22 protein-coding genes are annotated in these 24,943 nt (G+C 32.2%); 7 read left to right on the top strand and 15 right to left on the bottom strand.

What is annotated here, in order from left to right:
- Positions 1 to 148 precede the first annotated feature (148 nt).
- From Q4Q39_RS04570 to Q4Q39_RS04540, 7 genes are all read right to left on the bottom strand, one after another.
- Positions 149 to 448 carry a GIY-YIG nuclease family protein gene (locus Q4Q39_RS04570; protein WP_303281195.1) on the bottom strand — a complete coding sequence of 100 codons (300 nt, stop codon included), beginning with the start codon at positions 446 to 448 and terminating at the stop codon, positions 149 to 151.
- Between the two features lie 257 nt (positions 449 to 705).
- Positions 706 to 1,419, bottom strand: a complete 714-nt coding sequence (locus Q4Q39_RS04565; RefSeq protein ID WP_303281194.1) for a LytR/AlgR family response regulator transcription factor — start codon at positions 1,417 to 1,419, stop codon at positions 706 to 708.
- Positions 1,420 to 1,428: 9 nt separating this feature from the next.
- On the bottom strand, positions 1,429 to 1,749 hold the full coding sequence (locus tag Q4Q39_RS04560; RefSeq protein WP_303281193.1) for an Hpt domain-containing protein: 321 nt from the start codon (positions 1,747 to 1,749) through the stop codon (positions 1,429 to 1,431).
- Positions 1,746 to 3,725: a PAS domain-containing sensor histidine kinase gene (locus Q4Q39_RS04555; RefSeq protein ID WP_303281192.1), complete on the bottom strand. Its 1,980-nt coding sequence runs from the start codon at positions 3,723 to 3,725 to the stop codon at positions 1,746 to 1,748. The genes Q4Q39_RS04560 and Q4Q39_RS04555 overlap by 4 nt, the downstream gene beginning before the upstream one ends.
- Positions 3,725 to 4,264 carry a heme NO-binding domain-containing protein gene (locus Q4Q39_RS04550; protein WP_303281191.1) on the bottom strand — a complete coding sequence of 180 codons (540 nt, stop codon included), beginning with the start codon at positions 4,262 to 4,264 and terminating at the stop codon, positions 3,725 to 3,727. The genes Q4Q39_RS04555 and Q4Q39_RS04550 overlap by 1 nt, the downstream gene beginning before the upstream one ends.
- Positions 4,265 to 4,420: 156 nt before the next feature.
- Positions 4,421 to 4,837, bottom strand: a complete 417-nt coding sequence (locus Q4Q39_RS04545; RefSeq protein WP_303281310.1) for a response regulator — start codon at positions 4,835 to 4,837, stop codon at positions 4,421 to 4,423.
- Between the two features lie 230 nt (positions 4,838 to 5,067).
- Entirely contained in the window at positions 5,068 to 5,757 is a 690-nt protein-coding gene (locus Q4Q39_RS04540; protein WP_303281190.1) for a T9SS type A sorting domain-containing protein, read from the bottom strand.
- 326 nt (positions 5,758 to 6,083) lie between these two features.
- On the opposite strand from Q4Q39_RS04540, the gene Q4Q39_RS04535 reads away from it, so the two are divergent.
- Positions 6,084 to 6,542, top strand: a complete 459-nt coding sequence (locus tag Q4Q39_RS04535) for an RNA methyltransferase (protein WP_303281188.1) — start codon at positions 6,084 to 6,086, stop codon at positions 6,540 to 6,542.
- A gap of 25 nt (positions 6,543 to 6,567) precedes the next feature.
- Here the strand turns inward: Q4Q39_RS04535 and Q4Q39_RS04530 are convergent, their stop codons facing one another.
- The 3 genes from Q4Q39_RS04530 to Q4Q39_RS04520 form a co-directional block, all read right to left on the bottom strand.
- On the bottom strand, positions 6,568 to 8,001 hold the full coding sequence (locus tag Q4Q39_RS04530; protein WP_303281186.1) for a rubredoxin domain-containing protein: 1,434 nt from the start codon (positions 7,999 to 8,001) through the stop codon (positions 6,568 to 6,570).
- Positions 7,998 to 11,519: a nitrate reductase gene (locus tag Q4Q39_RS04525; RefSeq protein WP_303281184.1), complete on the bottom strand. Its 3,522-nt coding sequence runs from the start codon at positions 11,517 to 11,519 to the stop codon at positions 7,998 to 8,000. The genes Q4Q39_RS04530 and Q4Q39_RS04525 overlap by 4 nt, the downstream gene beginning before the upstream one ends.
- A 125-nt stretch (positions 11,520 to 11,644) precedes the next feature.
- Positions 11,645 to 13,066: an MFS transporter gene (locus Q4Q39_RS04520; protein WP_303281183.1), complete on the bottom strand. Its 1,422-nt coding sequence runs from the start codon at positions 13,064 to 13,066 to the stop codon at positions 11,645 to 11,647.
- Between the two features lie 296 nt (positions 13,067 to 13,362).
- On the opposite strand from Q4Q39_RS04520, the gene Q4Q39_RS04515 reads away from it, so the two are divergent.
- The 5 genes from Q4Q39_RS04515 to Q4Q39_RS04495 all read left to right on the top strand — a co-directional run bounded on the left by Q4Q39_RS04515 (position 13,363) and on the right by Q4Q39_RS04495 (position 17,468).
- A complete protein-coding gene (locus Q4Q39_RS04515) occupies positions 13,363 to 13,992 on the top strand; it encodes a hypothetical protein (RefSeq protein WP_303281182.1) in 630 nt (209 codons plus the stop codon).
- Between the two features lie 270 nt (positions 13,993 to 14,262).
- Complete coding sequence (locus Q4Q39_RS04510; RefSeq protein ID WP_303281181.1) at positions 14,263 to 14,733, top strand: hypothetical protein; 471 nt, start codon at positions 14,263 to 14,265, stop codon at positions 14,731 to 14,733.
- Between the two features lie 142 nt (positions 14,734 to 14,875).
- Positions 14,876 to 15,409: a DUF5946 family protein gene (locus tag Q4Q39_RS04505; RefSeq protein ID WP_303281179.1), complete on the top strand. Its 534-nt coding sequence runs from the start codon at positions 14,876 to 14,878 to the stop codon at positions 15,407 to 15,409.
- A 176-nt stretch (positions 15,410 to 15,585) separates the two neighbouring features.
- Entirely contained in the window at positions 15,586 to 16,845 is a 1,260-nt protein-coding gene (locus Q4Q39_RS04500) for an acyloxyacyl hydrolase (protein WP_303281178.1), read from the top strand.
- A gap of 272 nt (positions 16,846 to 17,117) precedes the next feature.
- Complete coding sequence (locus Q4Q39_RS04495) at positions 17,118 to 17,468, top strand: DoxX family protein (protein WP_303281177.1); 351 nt, start codon at positions 17,118 to 17,120, stop codon at positions 17,466 to 17,468.
- Positions 17,469 to 17,694: 226 nt separating this feature from the next.
- On the opposite strand, the gene Q4Q39_RS04490 is transcribed toward Q4Q39_RS04495, so the two are convergent.
- Entirely contained in the window at positions 17,695 to 18,354 is a 660-nt protein-coding gene (locus Q4Q39_RS04490) for a response regulator transcription factor (RefSeq protein WP_303281309.1), read from the bottom strand.
- A 321-nt stretch (positions 18,355 to 18,675) separates the two neighbouring features.
- Between Q4Q39_RS04490 and Q4Q39_RS04485 the strand changes: the two genes are divergently transcribed.
- Positions 18,676 to 18,975, top strand: a complete 300-nt coding sequence (locus tag Q4Q39_RS04485) for a GIY-YIG nuclease family protein (protein ID WP_303281176.1) — start codon at positions 18,676 to 18,678, stop codon at positions 18,973 to 18,975.
- 200 nt (positions 18,976 to 19,175) lie between these two features.
- Here Q4Q39_RS04485 and Q4Q39_RS04480 read toward each other — a convergent pair whose 3' ends face one another.
- From Q4Q39_RS04480 to nirB, 4 genes are all read right to left on the bottom strand, one after another.
- On the bottom strand, positions 19,176 to 20,990 hold the full coding sequence (locus Q4Q39_RS04480) for a sensor histidine kinase (RefSeq protein WP_303281175.1): 1,815 nt from the start codon (positions 20,988 to 20,990) through the stop codon (positions 19,176 to 19,178).
- Between the two features lie 11 nt (positions 20,991 to 21,001).
- The gene (locus Q4Q39_RS04475) at positions 21,002 to 21,586 is read right to left on the bottom strand and encodes a DUF4202 domain-containing protein (RefSeq protein WP_303281173.1); all 585 of its coding nucleotides are present in this window, start codon (positions 21,584 to 21,586) and stop codon (positions 21,002 to 21,004) included.
- Between the two features lie 11 nt (positions 21,587 to 21,597).
- Positions 21,598 to 21,975, bottom strand: a complete 378-nt coding sequence (gene nirD, locus Q4Q39_RS04470; protein ID WP_303281172.1) for a nitrite reductase small subunit NirD — start codon at positions 21,973 to 21,975, stop codon at positions 21,598 to 21,600.
- Positions 21,976 to 22,276: 301 nt separating this feature from the next.
- The gene (gene nirB, locus Q4Q39_RS04465; protein ID WP_303281170.1) at positions 22,277 to 24,796 is read right to left on the bottom strand and encodes a nitrite reductase large subunit NirB; all 2,520 of its coding nucleotides are present in this window, start codon (positions 24,794 to 24,796) and stop codon (positions 22,277 to 22,279) included.
- Positions 24,797 to 24,943 lie beyond the last annotated feature (147 nt).

Here is a 24,943-nt window from a genome sequence, read left to right as displayed (position 1 = left end):
AAATGAGGTACGATTGAGATATCGCATTATTATAAATTTTATATTACTAAGATTATGTGATTTCTCCTGTCGTCGAAATGACTCGGAATGTGAAATTATGTCTTGGAGTCATGTTGAATATATCTGAAGCAACATATAACCAAAAGTATTAAAATATTTGATTATTCAAATTCTCCCATTTTGGATTAAAATCTGATACTAATTTATTTTTCTTTTCACGTCTCCATTTTTTTAATTCTTTTTCTCTGGCTATGCCAAGCTTAGGATATTCAAAAGTTTCATAGTATACTAGATAAATACAGCCATATTTGCCCGCAAATGACTTCTTAGCATTTTGACTATCAAAATAGTGTTGAGATAACCTGTTTTGGATGTTATTAGTAAAACCAATATACAAAGTGGTTCGATACTTATTGGTAGTTATATAAACTAAGTATTTATGCAGCATGACTAATTATAATATTTTAGCTATTTCAAAACTTTATGATGATGTGATTTCTCCTAACGTCGAAATGACTCAGAGTACAAAATCATGTCTTGGAGTCATGTCGAAATGAGGTACGATTGAGATATCACATAATATGGCTAACTGTTATGTGATTTCTCGTCGCTGATATTTGATTATTAATATCTTAAATTACTCAATGTGATTTCTCGTCGCTCATCCTTCACTCTGTCGAAATTGACTACGTATAATTTTAAAGCTTACAACAAATTCAAACGCTTCATCAGTTCCGGTCTGTTTGAGCGACTAACAGGAATCACATCCTTTTTAATTAGTACACTATTATCTTCAATATCTATGATTTTTTTAATATTGATGATGTAAGAACGATGTACTTTAAGGAATAATGAATCTGGTAATTTTTCTTCAATCTTTTTTAAGGTAGAATGCACTGTGTAATTTTTGTCCTCTGTTTTCACATTGATATAATCACCTTTAGCTTCAATAAGGTAAATACTAGGAATATCTAGTTTTATTAAACGTCTGTCTATATTTATATACAAATCATTACCCGAAGCTGTTTCTAAAGCAGTAGTAGGTTCATTACTTTTAATTGTATCAGACGCTGTCGCTTCAGCTTTTTGTATGGCTTTCTCAAAACGTGGTAAGGCTATGGGTTTTACCAAATAATCTACAATACAATCGTATTCAAAAGCTTCAATCGCAAAATTAGCATCCGAAGTCGTCAAAATTATTTTAGGAGGATTCTTTAAGGTTTGAATAAAATCAAACCCCGTAAAGTCTGGCATGTGTATATCTAAAAAGATAAGATCTACATGATTTTGATTTAAAAACTTAATGGCTTGAATCGCATTAGGAAATTCTTCAAGAATGTTTAAACTTGGAATATTTGTGCAAAGCTGAGAGATAATAGCTCTGGCCGTAGCTTCATCATCAATAATAATACAATTCATAAGAAGTAATTATAGTGTCTTTAAAAAGTCTGTAATAAGTTGTAAAATGGCATCAAACTCTTCTTTACCAATTATACTGCCCTCTTTTAAATTATTTTCAAAATCGTCAGCTACCTTATAACTTTTTTCAAGTCCTAAAATACTAATTTTATGTTTAATTTTGTGTACATTTTCTGCTGATTCTTTAAAGTTTTCAGCTTCAATGTTTTTATAGTAGATTTCTTTTTCAATTGGAAATTCATTTTTAATAATAGTAATCATCTTAGCTTTAAAAGCCTCATCTCCGCCTGAAAGCGTATTTATGTATGATAAATTAGGTTGTTCTATCATTTCTTTTTGAGTGTAAAATAAAATGTTGTGCCTTTCCCTACTTCAGAATCAATCCAGATTTCACCTTTATATAAGTCAATAATTTTTTTGACTATAGAGAGTCCAATTCCTGTTGACTCTTTACTCGTATTTAGGGAATGGAATATTTTAAAAATCTTGTCATGATATTCCTTTTTAATACCTACACCATTATCTTTTATTGAAAATTGATAAAACGATTTTTGTTCTAATACATCTATTTCAATAATACCCTGTTCTTTATCATTAAACTTAACCCCATTGCTTATTAAGTTTTGAAATAGCTGCTTGAGCTTCGTTTTGTCTCCTTTTACTACTGGTAATTTGTTAAGTACATTTACAGAAATGTGTTCTGGTACAAACAGTATTGTTTTTAGTTCACTAACTACGTCATTTAAATCTACGGGTTCTTTTTCAGGAACCTCAGAACCTATACTGGAATACAACAAAATATCAGAAATAAGTTGTTCCATCTTTTCTAATGTCGTTTCTATGAGTTCGAAGTTCTGAATACTCACAGCATCTAATTTACCTTTGTTATCTTCTTTTATCCAATTAACCAAAGCGTCTATACTTCGTAATGGTGACTTTAAATCGTGAGATACTATGTGTGCGTATTCTTGTAATTCATCATTACTCTTTTCCAGTTTTGCTAACAATTTTTCTTTCTGGAGTTCTAATTTTTTTATCTCAGTGATATCTAAATGAACACCTATAGAACCTACTAATTCTCCATTTAAATTATAATTGGGAGCTCCACTTATTAGCCAATGTCTATCTTCATTTGATTTATTTTTAACTTTTATTTCGTAAGAATGTGATTCGCCTTTACGACGTTTTACATCTTTAGTTTCTATAACCTCAGCATTTTCTTCTGTTAAAAATAGTTCTTTACCTGTTTTTCCTATGATTTCTTCTTCTGAATATCCAGACATTTCAGAAAAGCTCTGATTTATCATTAATATCTTACCATCATTATCAGCCTCAACCAAGCCTAAATTCATATTGGCTATAATGTTACTATACTTTTGTTTTTGAGCCTCTAAACTTTGACTATAATTTCTTTTTAAAGTAACATCTCTATAACTCCATAGATGTCCCTTATATTGATTATTTTTAAAAATAGGAATATAGTCGCGTTCTAAAATTTTACCATCTAACATTTTAAGCTCATCTCCTAAAACAGTTACTCTATCAACTAGAATGCTATTAATTTTTGATATAAATTTTTCTTTATCTACAAATAAATTTTTGCTTTGTTCTGCTGCATTTAAACAATCCTGTCCTATCATTAATTCTGGAGATATTGGAATACTGAATAATTCACAAAACTTTTTGTTTGTGAGTACTATTTTTCTGTTTTCATCTTCAAGTAAAACACCACTATCTAAATTAAGAATAAGTGTTGATAATCTATTTTCTGATTCAATTAATTCTTCCTCATTTTGTTTGGCTATGGTTATATCTCTAACAATACCTTGTGCCGCTACTGGAACTCCTTTATCGTAAATAACACTCGCATTAATATGAACCAATTTAGATTCTTTTTTTCTGGTTATAATATTTAGAAAAAAATCTGTAATGGCACCATTTTTTAATAACAATTTAAATGAATCTGTAACACGTTTAGTCTCTTCTGGTGCTGCCATCTTTATAAGGTTGAAATTTTCCTTAGCATTATCAAACCCTAACATATCTACAGCTGCATCATTCATTTTTAGAATATAGCCCTTAAGGTCTATAATAACATAAGCATCAACAATATTTTCAAAAACACCTTGTAACTGAGAATCTGTTTTATCCAACAATGCTTCTAACTCCGAATAAGATTTTTCTAATTTTTGCTTAGCTTCGTATAATTCGCCTGCTTTATCTTCAAGGATTTTTTCTGCCTGTTTTCTGGCAACTTTTTCGCGTGCTAGCGCACGTTTCAACATGTCAATTTGATCTTGACTCATTAATTTTTATTAATTAAAAACTTAACCTCTGTTCCATCCTCTTTTATTTTCTCTAACTCAATAGTCGCAGTAGAATTGAAATGTTCGAACGTTTTGTTCATTAATCCCAGTCCAAAATGATGCATCGACCTGCTTGATTTATAAATCATTACAAGTGAATTACTTGTTTTTTCAAGAACTTCAAAAGTAGGCAGTTCTGCATCAGGATAAATTTTCCTGACTTCCACATGAATATGATTTTCAATGGACGCCAACATCTCTATAGGATCTTTATACGTTGCTAAAAGCCCTGGATAACTTTGTTTTAAAACATCAAAAAAATGTTCTGCGTAAACTAATAACAAATCATCTATTTCAATATTTGTATGAGTACTTAAGTGCTGAAGTAATTGTAGCATTTCTGAGAATTTATAAGTTCCGACTGCTGTATAAGCGCCTTCGGATTCTAATTCTGATTGCGATATGATCTTATCGACTACTTCCAAACCAAATTTTTCTTCAACAAGATCTAAAAACTCTGTAAATACAATACCTTTCATACATTAATTTTTTTGTAATTAAAACAATTCGTTAATTAAAAACTAAGAATACATGCTACTAGCACGTTTCTTAAATTAAACCTTTCTATAAATAAGAGTTTTATGCATCCTTTTTATGAATGGCTTATATGTCAATAATTTACTATTGTTAGCGCCTTACCTTAGTTTTATTAGTTCATTGATACTCCAATACGCTAGCAAGTTCTCTATTTTAGTAACATAATCCTCGTACTTTAAAGGTTTTAAAACATAACCAGCAATACCTAACTTATAACATTCTAATAAATCTTTTTGATTATTAGAGGTTGTTAATATAATAGCAGGAATATGTCTTAAGTCTTCGTCCTTTTTCAAAATGGACAAAAATTCCAGACCATTAATTTTTGGCATGTTTAAATCTAATAAAATTATGTGAGGTAATTCGTATTTTTTTTCTAAAATTTTCAAAGCCTCTTCTCCATTATGGGCTTCTACTATATCGTGCTTAAGATCCAGAGATTTTACAACTCTGTTTAGCTTCATGATTTCTATCATATCGTCCTCTATAAGGAGAATTTTTAAATTATTTTTCATCATAATAAATTTAATTCCATATAAAAATAATGTAATAAGATATACGTTACAGTATGCCTCGTTAAATGGAAATTAAGTATAGTTGAATGGAAATTAAGTGTCGACGAATGGTTTTTAAATACATGAAGTCTCTTAAATCATTTATTGCTTTTAAAAATTTAATAATAAAAAAAGCTAAAATAAATGATATTTTAGCTTTTAGACTTCATTTTAAGGTTTCTTCTTTTTCACTATTTTTTAACTAATTTTTTATAAGCTATACTATGGTTGCTCCCTTCTACTTTTAATATATAAGTACCAATTTTAAAGTCCGATAAAACTAATTGAGACACACCTGTATCTATTTCTTTTTCTAAAATACGTTTTCCATGTAAGTCAGTGATTTCAATTTTGGAATCATTAGAAACACTAATATTTGTTATTCCTTTAGATGGATTAGGGTATAATCCAACTTTTAAACTCGATTCAACATATTTATTAGGAGATAAAATATCAAAATTCAAATCAGCTGAGTGCCATTCTGTCGCAACTCCATTTGCCTCTGCCGTTCTCCATTTAAATGTGTAATCTCCAGCAGTAGGATTTATAATAATTCCTGTAACTATAATTTCAATAGATGATCCTGCTGGTATTGTTAATCCTGGTGATCCGCCTAAGGTAGACATTTGAATTCCATTTGCCCACGATCCACCTATTGGTCCAAAGGTAGTAGCATCTATAACCCTTTCACTTCCATTTACTTTTAATACAATGTTAGAATCTAATAAACTTGGATAATCTATAGTGTTAGTAATTGATGGAAACCCATCTGGTAATGTCATATAAAATATATTTGGTGTATTACTCCCAGCACCAATTGCTTCAGTTGTGATATAACTAAAGGTATATGTTGGACTTTCATATGGAGTATTATCACTCACAGTAATTGATTGTGAGTGTACAAGTATTAAAGAAAATTGAATAAACAAAAACGATAAAAAGTAGTGTCTTTTTATCATAAGGCAAGACTGTTTCATAATTATTCTCGTGTAGGTTAGCATTACGAATATAACAATAAACATCTTTAAAAGTCAAATTTATTCGATTAAATGTAATTTTAACACTAATAAACTTACATAAAATAATATTTATTGTAGCATTAAAGAATGTATCTTGAGTATATAATAATAAGATTATAACTTTTATTTGAAGTAAATTAGAACCTTAATTTTTTAGTAGAAACCTGAGAATACTTATTTTTGAAATTATGATAAATAACTTCGAAAATGAATTCTTTGGTATAGGTATACAAAACGGAAAAACCCCTAAAAATCTTGGTGTGCTTTGGAGATCTGCACAAAATCTTGGAGCAAGTTTTATTTTTACTATTGGGAATAGATATGCAAAACAAGCTTGTGACACACATAATGCAGTAAAATCAATGCCTTATTTTCATTATGAAAATTTTGACGATTTTTTAAAAAACTTACCAAAAGGCGCTCGTATAGTCGGTGTAGAATTAACAGATGAAGCAGAAGATTTAGAAACCTTTCATCATCCAAGACGCTGTGTTTATTTATTAGGAGCAGAAGACCATGGGTTATCTAATCAAGCTATAGAAAAAAGTCATTTTTTGGTGAAATTCAAATCTCAATTAAGCTTGAATGTATCTGTAGCTGGAAGTATTGTGATGTACGACAGAGGAATAGACAAACCAAGAGTGTAAGCTTCTCTAAATTATACTTCACTCCCTACTTTACTAATACTTTCTTTTCAAAATGACTCTTTGGGGCTTCACAAAGAGAACATTCATAAGTTTCAGGAAGACTATCAAACGTTGTGTTTTTAGCTATATTTTGAGTCATGTCTCCATAGACCTCATTATAAACAGTTAAACAATCTTTACATTGATATACTTCTTCTTCAGATGTCTCTGAAGCTATTTCAACGGTTTTTTCATCATCATCTTCAGTTCCTAATTGCTCAAAATATAACTGACTTAATTCCATTAAAAGCCCTGGTAATTCTACCTTATCGACATCTTGAACATGCATGATGTATTCCAGTGTATTTGGATCGAATTTCTTTGCATACAATAAATTATAGGTATCTCTTATTTTAAAATCTCCAATAGCTTCTGGTTGTTTATTTTTCTCGATAACTATAGAGGTGAAATTATAAGTATCACTTTCATGACTCGTAATACCAAAAGTTAACCCATACGTACTGATATCATTCTGATCAAAATTAGTAACAAGGTATTTTTTTAAACTTAAAGCATCTTTATTATTGACTGGAACGTGCCAATTCATCTCTAACATGGAATGACGCACATTGATACCAAATTTACCCAAAAGCTTTTCCCATTGCAGTTTAGACTTTGATGGAATTCCTTTAACGATAAAAGATTTCCATGGAGTGATCGAAATTTTACCAATCTTATTTTCAGAACATAAGTCACACATGGCTTTTAAAAAAGCTAAGTCATATCTGTTATTTCTCCAATATAATCCCAGCCAATAACCATCTGTGCCAATACGATTCATTCCCTCATAATATGGAAACGGGTAAAAAGGGACCTCCAAGGGTTTATCAACCGTTCTATTATTAGTATCTATCGCATCGCTTACTAATTCAAAAAGTGTTTCAATAGTTTCAGGTTCTTCCTGCAAAATGTTTTCAATAGCCAGTTCAATTTTATCCATATCCCAACTATAGATAAGTGCAGGATACATTTGTGTTTTCCTCCAACCAGGAAGCCTTACATACAAATACCAATAATCCTCGTGCTCTGAAGCTATAAAATTAATATTCCCAGTAAACAACGGCACCAAACGTTGTTTTGGGTCTGTTACATTAACTCTTAAGCTTAATTTATGCTTAAATTGTTCTATAACATATAAATACCTATCACTAGTAAGCCATGAAGTACTTGACAATATATCTGCCGATACATAAGAAGATACAATGTTTTCTATACCATCTTTTTTTGGTTTAATAAATTGAATTTTGTCAAATTTACCAAACTTACTTTTATCAATTTTCTCTGGAAATATAATGTCTTGACGAGAGCCAAAAGAAATAGCATCTAAGCCTAAACCTTCTGCGGCTTCACATATATATTTTAATTCGCCAGGAGATACCACACCTCCATTAATTCTTAATCTATATGGTTCGTTCATCATGCTAATACTTTTGAATTATGAAGTATTTCCCTAACCTCGGTTTTACAACTTCCACAGCCTAAACCTGCTCCTGTTTTATTACATAATTCTGTAAAATTAGTGCAACCTTTTGCTATAGCTTCTTCTATATTACCTTCACCAACTTGACTACAAGAACATACCAATTTCCCTAATACCGGTGTGTCATTTGACGAACCACGAAGCAAGGTATTTCGTTTGTCTGCCATTTCAATCTTGCTTTCAATCATGGTTTTAAATTCGGCAAATTCATTTTTATCACCCATTAAAACAGCTCCAATAAGCAAATCATCTTTGACAATACATTTTTTGTAATAACGCTTTTTAATATCTGTAAAAATGATCTCTTCGTAACTATCATCATTATCTGGTACAATAATGTCTCCTATACTACAAAGGTTTAAATCATTAAATTTCAAAATATTCATTAGTACCGAACCATTATAAGAACAGCTAATGTCTCCCGCAATAAAATTTGCTAGTATAGCTGCTTGCTCTTCTGCTGCTGATGTAATTCCAAATAACTGATTGTTAAACTCTGCTATTTCTCCAATAGCAAATATGTCGGGATCTGACGATTGTAAATGCTGATTCACTTTGACGCCTCTACTACAATCAATACCATTTTCTCTCGCTATTTCAACATTAGGAATGGTACCAATAGCATATACAATGGCATTGGCCGTAATGAGTTTTCCGCTTTTTAGAGTAATGTTCAATTCACCTGTATCTTCATCATCAAATACGGTGCTTACTTCGTTATCAAAATAAATTTGTATGCCACGTTCTTGAACATCTAATGCCAATAGTTTACTGGATACTTTATCTAACTGGCGTTCCATTAAGCGAGAAGCACGCTGTACAATAGTAATTTTAGCATTCTTATGCTTCATAGCTGCAGCTAACTCTAGACCTAACAAACCGCCTCCAACAATAACAACGTGTTGGTCTTCAGGAGGTAAATTTGTAGCATCTAAATATGCTTTAAACTTATCTGCATCCATTTTATTACGCATGGTAAAACGCCCTGGCAAATCTATTTGTACATCCTTGGGAATAAAGGCACGACTACCCGTTGCTAAAATCAATTTATCAAACGTATGTTTTTCGTTATGACTATCTGTTACAACCTTATTTTCTTTATCTATGTTTGAAATAGATGTTTCTGGATGTACTTGAATATTTAACTTGTTTAACTCTAATTTTTTAATTTTAAGAAGTTGTTCCCAAGTTAGTTCTTCAGTTACATACTCAGGAAGCAACACTCTGTTGTAGAACAAATTAGGCTCTTTTGAAAATACATGAATTTCGTCTACTTCGTTAGACTCACGATAATTTTGCACGAACCTAAACGCCGCAGCACCAGCACCTACAATGATAATTTTTTCAACAGGTTTTTCATATTTTGAAACGGATACGCAAGTAAACTTAAAATCTGGTTCTTTGGATACCGGGTCTACATGTGTATTCGTTAAGTTATTCGTTCTATTTAAATCACTTTGAAGCTGTTTTCCCCAATGCATTGGTAAAAACACAACCCCCTTCTTTATAGTATCGGTTATTTTAGCTCGTACTCTAACAACCCCATTTTCACTTCTAATTTCAGCAATACCGCTATCTTTCAACTTGCACAAATAAGCATCAACTGGATTTATTTCTAAAACAGGTGTTGGGTAATGTGTTTTTAACCTGGACACTTTTCCTGTTTTAGTCATTGTATGCCATTGATCTCTAACACGTCCCGTAGTTAAAATTAATGGAAAGTCTTCACTAGGCTGAACCGACGTATTCTTAATAGTACTCGGTAAGTTAAATTGCGCTTTTTGAGACGGAGTATAAAACTTTTTATCTTCAAAAAGTCTTGGTGTTCCCTCGTGTCTATATTCTGGTACTGGCCACTGAAAAGTGCCTTCATTTTTTAATCTATCATAGTTTAGAAACGATACATCAATATTGGTTCCTTTAGTCATGGATGCATACTCATCGTAAATCTCACTGGCATTGCCATAATTAAAGCCTCTGAATCCCATACGCTGTGCAAAATCACAAAAAATTTCAACATCTGGTCTTGCTTCTCCTGGGGCATCAATTTCTTTTGGTAAGTACGAAATACGTCTTTCAGAATTCGTCATAGTTCCTTCCTTCTCCAACCAGCCTGCTGCTGGTAATACTAAATCGGCATAGTCTACAGTATCAGATTTATGGGAGATATCTTGAACAACAACGAACTTTGCCTTTTTCATAGCACGTTCAATTTGATGCGTGTTTGGCATACTCACTAATGGATTGGTACAAACAATCCAAACAGCTTTTAATTTACCGCTTTCTAGTGCTTCAAACATTTCGGTAGCTGAATACCCTGGTTTCTCCGATATTTTATCAACACCCCAAAACTGAGCCACTTCCCTCCTGTGTTCTTCATTCATTAAATCTTTATGAACGGCTAATAAATTGGCCATACCCCCTACTTCACGTCCACCCATTGCATTAGGTTGCCCGGTAAGTGAAAATGGTCCAGAACCAGGCTTACCTATCTGGCCTGTGATCAATGATAAGTTTAATAATGATACATTTTTATCGGTTCCCACAACACTTTGATTGAGTCCCATGGCCCACATGCTGATAAAGCCTTTCGAAAGTCCAATGATATCTGCCGCTTTTTTAATATCTTTTTCTGATACGCCACAAAGTTTTGATGCTTGTTTTATAGATGTTGAAAAGATTAAATCCTTGTAAGGAGCTAGACCTTCCGTATGGTTTTTAATAAATTTTTCATCTATCAAACCTCGTTCAAATAAACGTCTTCCTATGGCATTATATAGAATAACATCGGTTCCTGGCAGTAATTGAAGGTGTAAATCTGCAAAATTAGCAGAGTCTGTTTTACGAGGATCTATAACAATAATTTTAACATCTGGGTTGTCTTCTTTACGCTTTTCAATACGCCTAAAAAGAATGGGATGACACCACGCCGGGTTTGCGCCTGTAATCAAAAAACAATCTGCCAGTTCTATATCTTCATAAGAAATAGGGACACTATCCTCTCCAAATGTTTTTTTATACCCAACAACAGCAGAACTCATACATAAACGTGAGTTGGTATCTATATTATTGGTTCCTAAAAACCCTTTTGTTAGTTTATTGGCAATGTAATATTCTTCGGTAAGGCTCTGCCCAGACATATAAAACCCAACACTATCGGGGCCGTATTTTTTTATAATTGATTTAAAAACGCTACTGGCTCTATCTAGTGCATCATCCCAACTTACGCGTTCTCTTGGATGCGATCTGCTCCATCTCATTTCTGGATACAAAATTCTATCTGATGTATCATTAACCACATAATGTAAATTCATGCCTTTTGAGCAAAGCATACCCTTATTTACTGGGTGGTTCTTATCCCCTTCTACAAATACCTTATTATTAATGTCTTTCTTAACTACAATACCGCATCCGACACCACAATAAGAACAGGTAGTTTTCACTTCATTTGTAACCATTTACCATAACATTTTATACTAATTAAAAAAATAAAACCATGCGATGCAACTTGTGTTTTAATTATTCTGAATACCATAAAAATCAATATTGATATTCATAAAATGATAATTATCGCAGCAATAAATTAGCTATTTACTGATGCTAATGTTCCCAAAGATTGTTTTAATTCTGTATCTGCAACTTTTTCATCTTCTTTAGAAAATCGGATTGTTAATGCCACTACACCAGTAATAATTACGATACAACCAATCATTAAATATCCTTGGGAAACTGCTGCAGAAGATGCTGCAGCTTGTGCACTATTTATAACATCCTCTCCTAGTCCTTGATTTGCTGCTATAGCTGCTTTTTCTGCTACAGCAGATTTGGATTTAAGCAATATCGCAGCTAAAAACGCACCTACATTTCCACCAGCACCAACTATACCTGAGACTGAACCTATGGCCTTTTTATTTATAAATGGAACGACCGAAAATGTAGCTCCTTCGGCCATTTGAACTGATAAGCTAAATAGAATTAAAAATACAATACCTATAACGATACTGGTTGCAGATGAGAATGTAACCAACATAACACCTTGCAGTGTTAATATGAATGACAGGAATAGCACACGACCTCTAAGTCCTTTTAATTTTCCAAATTTGTCACCAAAAAATCCGCCTAACGTACGAGCAAATATGTTCATTAAAGCAAACGACAAAACAATATTACCTGCCGTAAGCCTTTCTAATTGAAAGGTGTTTTGAAGATAATCGTCCATCGTGCCATAAACCGTAAGCTCAATACCAAAACTGGCAGCATATACAACAAAGAGTATCCAGATTCTATAATCTTTCAGCACCGTTAAAAAATCAACCTGATCTTTTTTAGTTTCAATAGTTTTACCAGTAGCTCTTAGCTCGCTTAAATTTCCTTCTGGAGTATCTTGTGTAAAGAAATGATATACAATTCCCATTAAAAAACATATAATACCCGCTACGACCATAGAATATCTCCAGGCTTCTGCGTCTGCGACTCCAAAGCTTACAACTGCCGCAGCTATTAAAGGCATCCCTAAACGGTTGGCACCTCCTCCTAAATTACCCCAACCAGCAGATGTGGCATTTGCTGTACCAACAATATTAGGCGCAAACATTAAAGACGTGTGTACTTGTGTAATAACAAATGATGCCCCTATAAAACCAATAAATAATCTGCATATTAAAAACTGAAGTGGCGTTTGTACCAATCCGCATAAAATAACTGGTATAGCCCCTAAAACCAGTAGCCATGTATAACACTTTCTTGGTCCGTATTTATCACATAATTTACCAATAAGTAAACGAGCAAATACAGTTCCCGAAACGGCTAAAATGATAGAATTCCACTTTTGGTCTGGAGTTAATCCCAAATCTTTAACAACATCCGGCATAAAAGGGACGATACCAAACCAGGCAAAGAAGCACATGAAAAAAGATATAGACGTAATCCAAAATGTACGAATAGATACATTCTTGAGGTTCAATAAATTTAATTTTGTAGACTTTGTTTGTTTAGGTGTATTCATAATTAAGTATTTTTATACGTACAAAATTAAGTATTTATACTTAATTTAAAAATACTTAAATACGTAATTACGAATAAATATCAGATTGATAATTATTGAAAGTAGATTTTGAGGATTTTGTAAAAAAAGGAAATTATAAGGGATAGATTCTTCAGAATTAATAAAATGAAAATGAACTTCGATAGACCTTATCGAGATTAAGGTTAACATAAAAGATTTATTATATTCGTTGATATAATAGATATGTAGTTAATGTTAACTATATATCTATGTTATAAAACATAAAAAACGCTGAAATGAAAAAATATTCGTTTGATACGTATTGCGATTCAATAAAGCTGGATGCAATTTCAGAAATTATTAAAAACAAAAGAGACATAATTGAACCCATTAGCTGGATTAAACTGCAACAAGGATGTCAAGGAGGTATAGCAGTCACTCACATAACTTTGAACTATGGAGGAAAAGACAGAAAAGGATTAAATGAGCAATCATTTGAAATATATGCAAAGAATCTTTTTCCAACTGACATTGAAGAATTGATTGATAGTAAAGAAGATGACAGTGATTCTTATTCTAAATTAATTAGCCTTTCAAATTTAGATAAGGAAAAAAAAGAAGAATTGATTGAGGAATGGGAATTACCTGATGATATTCTCTGTGGTGAATTATGGAAATGTGGTCATGACATCAAAGTTGAACTTATCAAAGCTGGATTTAAAGTAACAGATGATTGTATTGTTTGTTATGGTGACGAGGATAACACTTGGGGCTGGAAAGCTGATGGTTATGAAGAGAAAGACGTGGTTGAATATCTTAATGCCAAGGATCTAAAAGACCATTCTTACGATCTGTTGGAAAAACTAGCAATCCTTTTTTATGATAAAAATGAAAATAGAGAATGGTTTCTATCCAAGGTTAAATGAAAAATCTAAATTGTCACCTAAACATTTTATAACACCACCTATATTCAATGCGGAGTTTGGGCTAGATCGAAGGGGCTGTGTATATTTGGGAAGTCCGCCAAATTATTAAATTTGGCTTTTAAAAAAGAAAAATTAAAAACAAAATATAAAAATTCGGCTATGTGTTAATCCGAAAGGTTAGTGTCTTTTTTGCACGCTACGTTCCATATATAAACCGTTGTGTATCATTTGAAAAAACTAAATTACATATTACTAATTATATTTTTTGCCTTGACAGATATTGCATTTAGTCAAGTTAGCGGAAAGATATTAATGGATTCTTTATCATTACCTGGAGCTGAAATTAAATTTAAAGAATCTGACAAAGAAGTTTTAGCAGACTTTGACGGAAAATTTTATTTGCCTATTGAATCTGAAAATGAAAATGACAATTTGGTAATCTCATATGCTGACTTATCAATAGAGATTGAAAATATTGAATTGAGTAACGGAAAACTAAATATTGGAAATTTTGAAATTCCATATTTAAAAGATATTTCAATAAAGGAATTTGAGCAACTCTCGGAATTGGAAAAAGAAAGCTGTCTACCGACATATTGTTGGGGACAACTATTAGGATACTTCTATACCAACAAACTTGAAAATGGGTATCTAACCTTAAAATGTAAAGAAAAAATTACGGAATTTGAATTTAATCCGACAACTAAAACCATATTAGTTGATTGGAATTTAATAAAATAATGTAAATAAAAATGGTGAACAACAATGCAATTCCGAGTGGATTCGACTGCGTCCGAATCCACTCGGAATTGCTAAAGTCTGTGCTAAACCGAAAATTAACGCACGTTAACCCGTAACCAGTTGGCAACAAGCGAAAAAGACAATGCAAGATTACATTGATTTAGCGATAAAGAACGGAGTAACTCTTTTTGATACTGGAATATGCCAATTTTGCAGTGCTAATACGAAAAGGGGTATTCACGAATGTTTAGAAATTTTTAATCTTGGATTCCAAGACATTGATTTTGCTAAACCTAAAAATCACATCTATAGATTTCTAATAGTAGATGCTCATACTTTACAACACCCTGAAATCCATGGAAGGTGGAATAACCACTTTCACCTTACCAGACTCCACTTGATTTTCAATTACAATATGAAGTGGACTTATGATTTATCACCTAAACTGAGTGAGTATTTGAATAAGTACAAAGTTGATAAGCAAGATGAGTATTTAAATCCTCCTAATGCACTTAATAGAGGAAACATAACGACTACTGACATTCTTATAAAATCGAATACTGAAGTTGAAAACAAGGAGTTGATTAAAAAATGGGCGACAGAGGTTTATAAAAAATGGGATACGCATCATGCAGTCGTGGATAAAATTGCGAAAGGGTTTTTGAATATAAAATGAACAGCTGCTTGCTGACAAAGCACTGAATTAAAAATAAGTCTTTTTAAAGACAATTATTCGCATGTCTGGAATCAATACAAAACAGATATTAAAGATTTTTTTACATTAATTCTTTCTAATCATAACTAAATATGTTAAAATTGCACCCCTAAGCCCCTCTCTTATAATTTTTTTTTATGATAAACAGGCTTACCCTTCTATTATTATTAAGCGTTTTAATTTCAACAGGACAAGAAAATGACTCTAATTTATTCAGTATTACTCCTGAACTTCTTATTGGTATTACTGGGGAATCAAATACCAGTTTTCCAGATAGAGGACTTCAAAAACAAGCCATTATAAGCTTAGGCTGGCACCACACAAAACATACAAAAGCATGGGCTTCATACTTAAAAATTCCAAAAACTGGTGTAAGTATAGGATACACTAATTTAGGTAACAAAACTGAACTAGGAGAGATTTTTACAATACAACCGTTTTTAGAATTCAATGCTTTTAAATCTAAAAATATAAGCGTTCATTTAGGCACAGGAATTTCTTATTTTACTATAAAACACCACCCAATTACAAACGAATTTAATAAAGCTGTATCTACAGACTTCACTTGGTCATTTAGATTGTTTATGTATTACAACATGATACAATCTAAGCAAATTAATTGGAGAATTGGAACTGGCTATGCTCATAATTCTAACGGACATACTAAATTGCCAAACCAAGGTTATAATTCTTTTCTATTTAGTCTTGGAGCAGAAATAAATACTTCAAAAAAATCATTTAAAAATTCAACACCTGTAAAAGCGCCCGAAAGGACTATATCTAATTATATCTCAATACGTACAGGTTACGGTCTAAATGTACTTTCTGAAGCTTTTGATGACAAGGAAAGTGTGTATACTATCTCAGGAGAATATGGTAAGATCTATAATAATATATTAAAACTTGGCGTAGGTGCTTATTTTAGGTTTTATGAGGCGTATTACAATTATATTTCGAATAATGAATCTCTTGTACAAAATGGTAGGGAATTTTCAGATTTGAAGTCTAATGCATTTGCTAATGCTTTAAATGTTGGCATAACTGCAAATGGCGAATTGTTATTAAATCATTTTGGAATAGACTTACAGTTTGGTATAAACCTTTATAAACCTGCATATAAAATTGACTGGCGTATTAATCAAGGTTGGGGATATGTGCCTAGAACAATCCCTGAAAGCGGTGGTAATTTTAGACTTGGGGATTTAGAAGAGTCTTACTTCAAGATTAAACGTACAATATCTGCTCGATTGGGACTAAAATATTACCTTATAGGAACTGCTAAAAAAACTACTAACAATCTTTACATAGGTGCTTTTATAAATTCAAATCTTGGACAGGCAGATTTCACGGAATTAGCCATGGGATATGTAAAAGTTTTCAAATTTAGAAATAGGTGATTGAATATTAAGACTCTAAAAACGGCAAAAAGACAACGCAGTACAAAAATAATTGCCCAACACTTAACCTATACAGAAAATCTTGCGGATCTTTCTCTGATTCATTACATTTTTAGTAAGTTGGTTGTTTAATAAACATAATTAATCTTATACATAAACGTTAGTCAAAAGCTAAAACCCAACGAAATCGAACAACGAATTGATTTGCAAAGCCGTCTAGTTTTTGATTTTAATTAGATTAAAAGAATAAAAACAAACTAATTAACAAAAATATGAATATAATATATTGGACATCAACATCATTAGTATCTTTAATGCTAATACTAAGTTCTTATACTTACCTTTTTAATAAATCCACAATCGAGGGAATTAGAGAGCTGGGATTTCCTGATTTTTTTCGAATCGAATTAGCTATTTTAAAGATTGTTGGTGTAATAATTTTACTATTACCATCTATTCCAATACAAATAAAAGAGTGGTCATACGCAGGTATTGGTTTGTTTTTCATAACGGCCATTGTTGCTCATACAGCACATCGTGACTCCATAATTCTAACCATAATAAACCTAATCTTTATAGGACTTCTAATAGTATCAAATATCTATTTACATAAAACCATCTAAAAATCCTACACACTCATGGTGCTTTCTGATATGGTTCACGATTAATTTAGTTAACCTAACGCTTCGAACTTTTAGATTCAAAGCATATTGAAAGAATCTTTCTTTTTAATCTTATAAATAGCAATAGCTTAAAATTATTAACCCAGAATATTTTGGATATATTTCCAATAACTTAATAAAGTCTTTTTTTAGGTTTTTTAATAAGAGTAAAAAATTATTTTACAAATTAAACAAGTTTATACTCCTTAGCTTTATTATTAAGTTCCATAATATTTTTTACATCTAATTTTTTCATAAGATTAAAACGATGCACTTCGGCTGTACGCTTGCTAATTTTAAGTTCTTCAGCAATCACTTTATTATTTTTAAGTTGTAAAACTAAACTAAGTATTTGCTTTTCTCTTTTGGTAAGATGAAACGGGTCTGCTTCTACTTCTTTCTTTGGAGTAGCTGTAGCATTTCCGCTTACAAAATTATTCATAATAATGGCAGATACATCACCTGTAAAGTATTTACCTCCAGATGCTACTTTGGTAATAGCTTTTAAGAACTCATCTTTACTGGCTCCTTTTAATAAATAACCATCAGCTCCAGCCTGAATCGCTTTAACAACGTATTCTTCGGAGTCGTGCATTGAGAGCACCAAAGTTTTTACATTTTTATATGTTTTCGTAACTTCTGTTACAACTTCAATACCATTAAGTTCAGGCATTCTTATATCTACAATTAACAAATCTGGATTGGTACGACTTAAAACTTCTAAAGCGTCTCGACCGTCTGCAGCTTCATCTATAACCTCGATCCCTTGTTGATCCTCTAAAAGTGCTTTTATACCATCCCTTACTAGCTCATGGTCATCTGCTAAAACTATGTTAATCATATTTATAAACTTGAATTATAAGTACAAAAATAAGAATTTTACGTAATACTACGTATTTTGATGTGGATTATAGATAAAATGTGGGCATAATAGCTAAAGACTTATTATGTGGTTGTCTAAATTAAGATTTGTTTATGAATCAACTAAAATAATAATTCTACATTCTGAGTCATTTCGAACAAAGTGAGAAATCACATAAAAGGGATCACTTCTTATTTAAAATACTATGCGATGTCTCCTATTGTCATGACTCTGAGGTCTTTTTAATATTTCAAATTAATCATATGACAAATCCTACTTTTTAAGTAAAAGTATTATATTTAATTCATGCTACACAAATACTTCGTTTACATAACAACTAATAAATTTCGAACGACCTTATATATCGGGTTTACCAATAATATCCAAAACAGATTGTCTCAACATTATTTTGATAGTCAAAATGCTAAAAAGTCCTTTGCTGGTAAGTATGGTTGTGTTTATCTTGTTTATTATGAAACTTTTGATTATCCCAAAATCGGTATTGCCAGAGAAAAAGAATTGAAAAAATGGAGACGAGAAAAGAAAAATAAGTTAGTATCTGATTTTAATCCTAAATGGGAAAACTTGAATAATCAAATATTCTAATCACCTGAATATGATTTTTTTTAACATTCCTGTATTATATGATGTCTCCTGATGTCGACATGACTACCAATCCTAATTAACACACTTAGTCATTTCGAACAAAGTGAGAAATCGCATAAAACGCGCATTGTCTATTCTTATAAAACGCTATGTGATGTCTCCTATCGTCGACATGACTACACAATGGACTTGACTTTAAACTAATTCAAAGGAATATTCAAAGTAACACGAGTCCCTTTACCTATTTCAGAATTAAGAAATAATCGGCCATTAATATATTTAATGCGTTCTTTCATAAAAGTCATTCCCATACCTCCTTCTCCATTCTTAACATTTTTAACCTTGCTGGGATCAAAACCTTTCCCATCATCATCAATAACAATACTAAGTATGTCTTTACTATGCGACAGAGATACTATAATATGTGTAGAATCTGCATATTTTATAGCATTATTTATCGCTTCCTGTACAATTCTATAGATATTAATTTCTGCTAACGAATCCTGTCTATCAATAAAATCTGTTTTATTATAAAACACGATATGCTTTCCCGTAAGTTTAGATAGTTCTTGTGTCAATTTCGTTATTGCTGGTACGATACCGTAATCTGTTAACTCTGGAGGTGTTAAATTAAATGTTGCAGTCCTTACGCCTTTTATAATATTAGCGGTCAATTCTTTAAGATGTTCAATTTTAACAGCTGTTTTATCAATATCACTAATATCAATACTCTCAAGATTATACTTTAACCCTGTAAGCATTTGCCCGATACCATCGTGAACATCTTTAGCGATACGGTTTTGCTCCTTTTCCTGATTTTCGATAATCTTACTGGAAATCGTTTTTTGCTGACTCATCTTCTCTTCAAAACTGGCTTTTGTCAATCTTTCTATTTCTATTTGCCCTGCCTTTTTCGAGGTTATTTCTGAAGCAATAATTAACAATTCAGATGTATCACCAGTAGGGCTAAAAGGAATGATTGACATTTCTAACCACACCCTAACGCCTTCCTTTGTTGTGGCTCTAACTTCGCCCTGCCACCCAGTTTTTTTATGTTTGGAAACGATGTCATCTATAATGGTTTGTTCTTTTTCATGAATAGACAGTACTTCGGAAAAAAGCACATTTGTATTAAACTTGCTAAACTTAAACAAACGTGAAAACTTATTGCCCATATGTGTTACAACACCATTAGGAGCAATACGAGCAAACAAAAGGGTTTCGTCTATAGCATGACTTAGTGCACGCAGCTCTTTAATTGATTTTTCTTTGGCTTCACTTAATACATCGGCATTATAAGCCATTTCTTTTGCTTTCTTCTCTGCTTCCAATAATTCGGAAAGATTATTTTTTACGGTTTTAGCTGCTGGCCAGAATATAAAAAGTAATTCCGCCAATAAAAGCAATAAAGTTATTGCCATTAGAACCGTTTCCAAATTACGTAGCCAGGCTACTTTTTCTTCTGCCTCTAAATCGAATTGGTTAACAATTTGATCCATTTGCAGCAAAAATGCTGCTTCGTTTTGTTGAATAACCTCTAATTCATCTGCAAATACTGAAGTTGGAACCATTGGATTGTTTTCAATCGTTTTTATAATTGAAAAAGATGCTTCTTTTATAGCATTAAAAGACAAATTAATATCTTTAAACATCGCTATAATTACATCACTATTATTACCTGGCAACCCAAGACTATCATTCCCCTTCTGGAGCGCATCATGCGACGACTCCCATAGTTGGAGTGTATTTTTAAACTCCTTTTTTAACGCACCTCGCTTTTCTTGATTGTCTACTATAGAAAGTGAAAAGACTTCTTTTGTCAGTTTCTGACTTAACATACGCTGTCTTCCAGCAATATTAATGACTGTAGAATCACTTTGTTGGGTGTTTAAATGCTTTCTAATAAGGATTTGACTAACAATAACCGAAAGTGCTACTGCACTTAATGCAATAATGTACAAACGGCTTAGTTTATCAAACGTACGTTGATCTAAAGAATTACCGTTTTTACTCATGTTATAAATTATTAACCAATCGCCTGCTTTATTAAAGCCAAACTTTTGTCTGAAAATTTGATTTTTAGAGCAGCTTCATGCCCTTTATCAGACATTTTAACCCAGGTTTTTTTAAGAATATCTATAATCTTTTCATCTTCATGCTTAGCAGCAAACTCTTCAAAATAATAATCTAAAAAAACCAAACAAATAGTATCTTCTAAAGCTTGAGATTCTTCATTTTTTTTAATTAACTTTTTGTTTATCAATAAAGAAACTCTATCAATAAACTCAGTATCGTATCCAACTTGATTAAGAATTTCGGCAGTTAATTCTGCATGCATTTTTTTTAGCGTTTCTCGCCATTTTAAATACCCAACTCTATCCATAGGGTATTCATCTCTTGCGATCTTCCATCTACAAATATGCTGTGCTCGTGCAGCTATTTGGAGCGCTCTTGAAGCATTTGGATTAAACTGTAATAATTTTCGAGACATACGCTGCGAATACAGTAATTCCTTCGGGTAATCTATACCAGAAACCTGATATGTATTTATGTCTTCAGAATTTTTTTTATCTATTAATGCGATACTTGTTTCGAATCTTGTGGGCTTCATTTATTTGTGTGTTAATCAGAAAAGCCAATATACACATTTCCGTCCTTAATTTTAACAGGATAGGTCGCTATTTTTAAATCTTCCCCTGCAAGATTAGAACCATCTTCTAAAGAGAAATTCTTTTTATGCATAGGACAAGCTACTTTAGGAATATCATCTTTATCTCCTATCATACCTAACGATAGTACCATCTCCATTTTATGCGGACATAGGTTTTGTGTGGCATACCATTTAGATGTTCTGCTAAAATTATAAACCGCTATTTGTTTCGTTTTATATTTAATACAGGCACCACTATTTTCTGGAAAATCGGACACGACTCCAACATTAAACCATTCTTTTACATCGGCTTCTGTTACTGTTTCGTACTGACTAAGTATATCTTGCATTTTTATAGTATGTTATATTATTTTATTTTGGCGTTACCCTAAAGGGTCGGGCTTTCCTCTATATCTTTTTATTTGTTCTCGTTTCTGTCATTACGAGGAGAGAAACGACGTGGTAATCTTTTTATTGATTAACAGATTGCCACGGCAAAGAAAAATTGCCTCGCAATGACGTTTCAATATTAAAAAAGGATGCCGCTTCAATCCCTAACGCGGAAAATGTTTATTCCTTGATTTATTTAATCGTAATTTCAATTAAATCACACAATTCAACAGTTAAACAATTCAACTTTTTAGGCAACTTCTAGTTCCAAGCCTTCGGCATTTTTTGATCACGCATTGGCACAAATACCAAATTATCATCTGTATCGTCCGAATTAACAAAATGCTTAAAACGTTTCATCATTTCTGGGTTGTCAATAGCTTGTTTCCACTCACATTCATACTTATCAACCAAACCTTGCATTTCTAATTCTAATTCCTCCGCTATTCCAAGAGAATCTTCAATAACGACTTGCTTTAAATATTCTATGCCACCTTCTAGTTTATCCAACCAAGGAGCTGTTCTTACTAGTGGTCCAGCGGTTCGTATGTAAAACATTAAAAACCTATCTAAGTATTTAATAGCCGTGGCATCATCTAATTGCTCTGCAAATAATACAGCATGTTTTGGTGTGGCTCCACCGTTTCCACATACGTATAAATTCCAACCTCCTTCTACAGCTATCAATCCGAAATCTTTTCCTCTAGCTTCTGCACATTCTCGGATACATCCTGACACACCACCTTTTAATTTATGTGGTGAACGTAATCCTCTATAACGGTTTTCAATTTCTATAGCATAAGTAACACTTTCATGCATACCATAGCGACACCATGTAGATCCTACACAACTTTTAACGGTTCGAAGTGATTTACCGTAGGCATGACCACTTTCAAAACCAGCATCTATAAGTTCTTTCCATATTAGTGGTAATTCATGTAATTGTGCGCCAAATAAATCGATACGCTGTCCTCCAGTTACTTTAGTGTACAAATCATATTTCTTAGCAACTTGACCAATAACAATTAACTTGTCTGGTGTAATTTCTCCTCCAGGAATTCTTGGTACTACAGAATAGGTTCCGTTACGTTGAATATTTGCCAAAAATCGATCGTTTGTATCTTGAATCCCTACTTGGCGGTTAGGCGTTTCCATATGAATACTTGCAAATATAGAAGCTACTAGTGGTTTACAAGTTTCACAGCCATGACCTTCGCCAAACAGATTTAAAGCTTCCTGATAATCTTTTACTTTATTTATCTTTATTAAATCGTAAAGTTCTTGTCTGTTAAAATCGAAATGCTCACAAATGGTTTCTTTGACTTCTTTTCCAAGTGATTTAAGCGTTTCATTGACTAAATCGACTACCATGGGCTTACAACCTCCGCAGCCTGTTGTTGCTTTTGTTTTTGCTATAACATCTCCTAAGTTATTACAATCGCCTTCTGTAATGGAGCAACAAATATCTCCTTTAGTAACACTTTCACAAGAACATACTTGAGCAGCATCCGGAATATCCATCACACTACCAAACCCGCCTTCGCCTTCGCCTCTGGCTCCAACAATTAATTCTTCAGCATCCTCAGGAATTGGTAAACCGTTCAGATAAATTTGGTGTAACATATTATAATCTGATGCATCTCCAACCAAGATACCTCCTAATAGTTTTTTACCATCGTGACTAATATTAATTCGCTTATATAAATTTTTTGTTTTGTTTTCGTAAATTATTGAATAGCCTTTTTCTACTGGCATAAAAGGCTCTCCATAACTTGCTACATCAACGCCTATTAATTTTAGTTTTGTAGACATATCAATATCACTTTCCATCACAACTTCAGAATGACCTAAAATTTGATTCACAGCAACGTCAGCCATGTCATAACCTGGAGCTACTAAACCGTAAATCATTTGATTGTATAAAGCAACTTCTCCTATAGCGTAAATTTCGGGATCGGATGTTTGCATTTTATCATTCACCACAATACCACCTCTTACTCCCATTTCCAGGTCGCAGGTTTTAGCTAATTCATCTCTAGGTCTAATACCTGCAGAAATAACTAACATGTCTACATCTATTTTATCATATTCACCAAATTCCATCCCAGTAATAGAATCATCTCCTAGAATTTTATTGGTGGCTTTAGATAAGTGAACATTAATACCTATAGATTCTATTTTTTCTTGTAAAACCTTACTGGCACGTGTATCTAATTGTCTAGGCATTAATTTGGGGGCAAACTCTACAACATGAGGTTCAAAGCCCATATCCATAACAGCTTTAGCAGCTTCTAAACCCAGAAGTCCCCCTCCTAGAACAGCTGCTTTTGTAGTTTCTGAATTTTTAGATTTTAAGATATCTGCATAGGCTAGCATAGCTTCTAAATCTTCTATAGTTCTATAAACAAAGACACCTTTCTTTTCTATACCGTTAATATTTGGTACAAAGGGTGCAGATCCAGTAGCTAAGACCAAATAATCATATTTATAATGTAAATCTTTGGTTGTTGTTATTTTTTTGGAAGACCTGTGTATATCCGTAATTCGTTCATTAGTAATTAGTTCGATCCCTTGTTCTTCGTACCATGTTCTGGAAGCCATTTCTAATGCTTTCGCATCTCCATTTTCAAAAAACTCACTTAAATGCACACGATCGTAAGCTGGTCTTATTTCTTCTCCAAAAACAGTAAGTTTAAAGTTTTTAGAGTTTGAGTGAGATACGAATTTTTCACAAAATTTATATCCTACCATACCATTACCTACAACTATAATCTTTATCATAACTACGTATTTTAAAACAAATATACGTAGTATTACGTAATTTCAAATACGTAGTTTTAATAATTTTTAGCGAGTTATTGATTATTAACGATTTCTCAGATTAGTGTCAGAATAATTATCCATTAGATAAAATATAAGGGCATGAAT

This window comes from Flavivirga amylovorans (assembly GCF_030540875.1).
Lineage (GTDB): Bacteria > Bacteroidota > Bacteroidia > Flavobacteriales > Flavobacteriaceae > Flavivirga > Flavivirga amylovorans.
Note: the sequence above shows the minus strand (reverse complement) of the source record. Positions and strands in the feature narration are given on the sequence as shown.

Bases quoted from the DNA above. Each gene is read 5' to 3' on its own strand.
- Q4Q39_RS04500 (WP_303281178.1), top strand. From the start codon at position 15,586: ATGATAAACAGGCTTACCCTTCTATTATTATTAAGCGTTTTAATTTCA.
- nirD (WP_303281172.1), bottom strand. From the start codon at position 21,975: ATGCAAGATATACTTAGTCAGTACGAAACAGTAACAGAAGCCGATGTA.
- Q4Q39_RS04485 (WP_303281176.1), top strand. From the start codon at position 18,676: ATGCTACACAAATACTTCGTTTACATAACAACTAATAAATTTCGAACG.
- Q4Q39_RS04545 (WP_303281310.1), bottom strand. From the start codon at position 4,837: ATGAAAAATAATTTAAAAATTCTCCTTATAGAGGACGATATGATAGAA.
- Q4Q39_RS04475 (WP_303281173.1), bottom strand. From the start codon at position 21,586: ATGAAGCCCACAAGATTCGAAACAAGTATCGCATTAATAGATAAAAAA.
- Q4Q39_RS04550 (WP_303281191.1), bottom strand. From the start codon at position 4,264: ATGAAAGGTATTGTATTTACAGAGTTTTTAGATCTTGTTGAAGAAAAA.
- Q4Q39_RS04560 (WP_303281193.1), bottom strand. From the start codon at position 1,749: ATGATAGAACAACCTAATTTATCATACATAAATACGCTTTCAGGCGGA.
- Q4Q39_RS04565 (WP_303281194.1), bottom strand. From the start codon at position 1,419: ATGAATTGTATTATTATTGATGATGAAGCTACGGCCAGAGCTATTATC.
- Q4Q39_RS04480 (WP_303281175.1), bottom strand. From the start codon at position 20,990: ATGAGTAAAAACGGTAATTCTTTAGATCAACGTACGTTTGATAAACTA.
- Q4Q39_RS04515 (WP_303281182.1), top strand. From the start codon at position 13,363: ATGAAAAAATATTCGTTTGATACGTATTGCGATTCAATAAAGCTGGAT.
- Q4Q39_RS04520 (WP_303281183.1), bottom strand. From the start codon at position 13,066: ATGAATACACCTAAACAAACAAAGTCTACAAAATTAAATTTATTGAAC.
- Q4Q39_RS04535 (WP_303281188.1), top strand. From the start codon at position 6,084: ATGATAAATAACTTCGAAAATGAATTCTTTGGTATAGGTATACAAAAC.
- Q4Q39_RS04505 (WP_303281179.1), top strand. From the start codon at position 14,876: ATGCAAGATTACATTGATTTAGCGATAAAGAACGGAGTAACTCTTTTT.
- Q4Q39_RS04495 (WP_303281177.1), top strand. From the start codon at position 17,118: ATGAATATAATATATTGGACATCAACATCATTAGTATCTTTAATGCTA.
- Q4Q39_RS04555 (WP_303281192.1), bottom strand. From the start codon at position 3,725: ATGAGTCAAGATCAAATTGACATGTTGAAACGTGCGCTAGCACGCGAA.
- Q4Q39_RS04570 (WP_303281195.1), bottom strand. From the start codon at position 448: ATGCTGCATAAATACTTAGTTTATATAACTACCAATAAGTATCGAACC.
- nirB (WP_303281170.1), bottom strand. From the start codon at position 24,796: ATGATAAAGATTATAGTTGTAGGTAATGGTATGGTAGGATATAAATTT.
- Q4Q39_RS04530 (WP_303281186.1), bottom strand. From the start codon at position 8,001: ATGATGAACGAACCATATAGATTAAGAATTAATGGAGGTGTGGTATCT.
- Q4Q39_RS04525 (WP_303281184.1), bottom strand. From the start codon at position 11,519: ATGGTTACAAATGAAGTGAAAACTACCTGTTCTTATTGTGGTGTCGGA.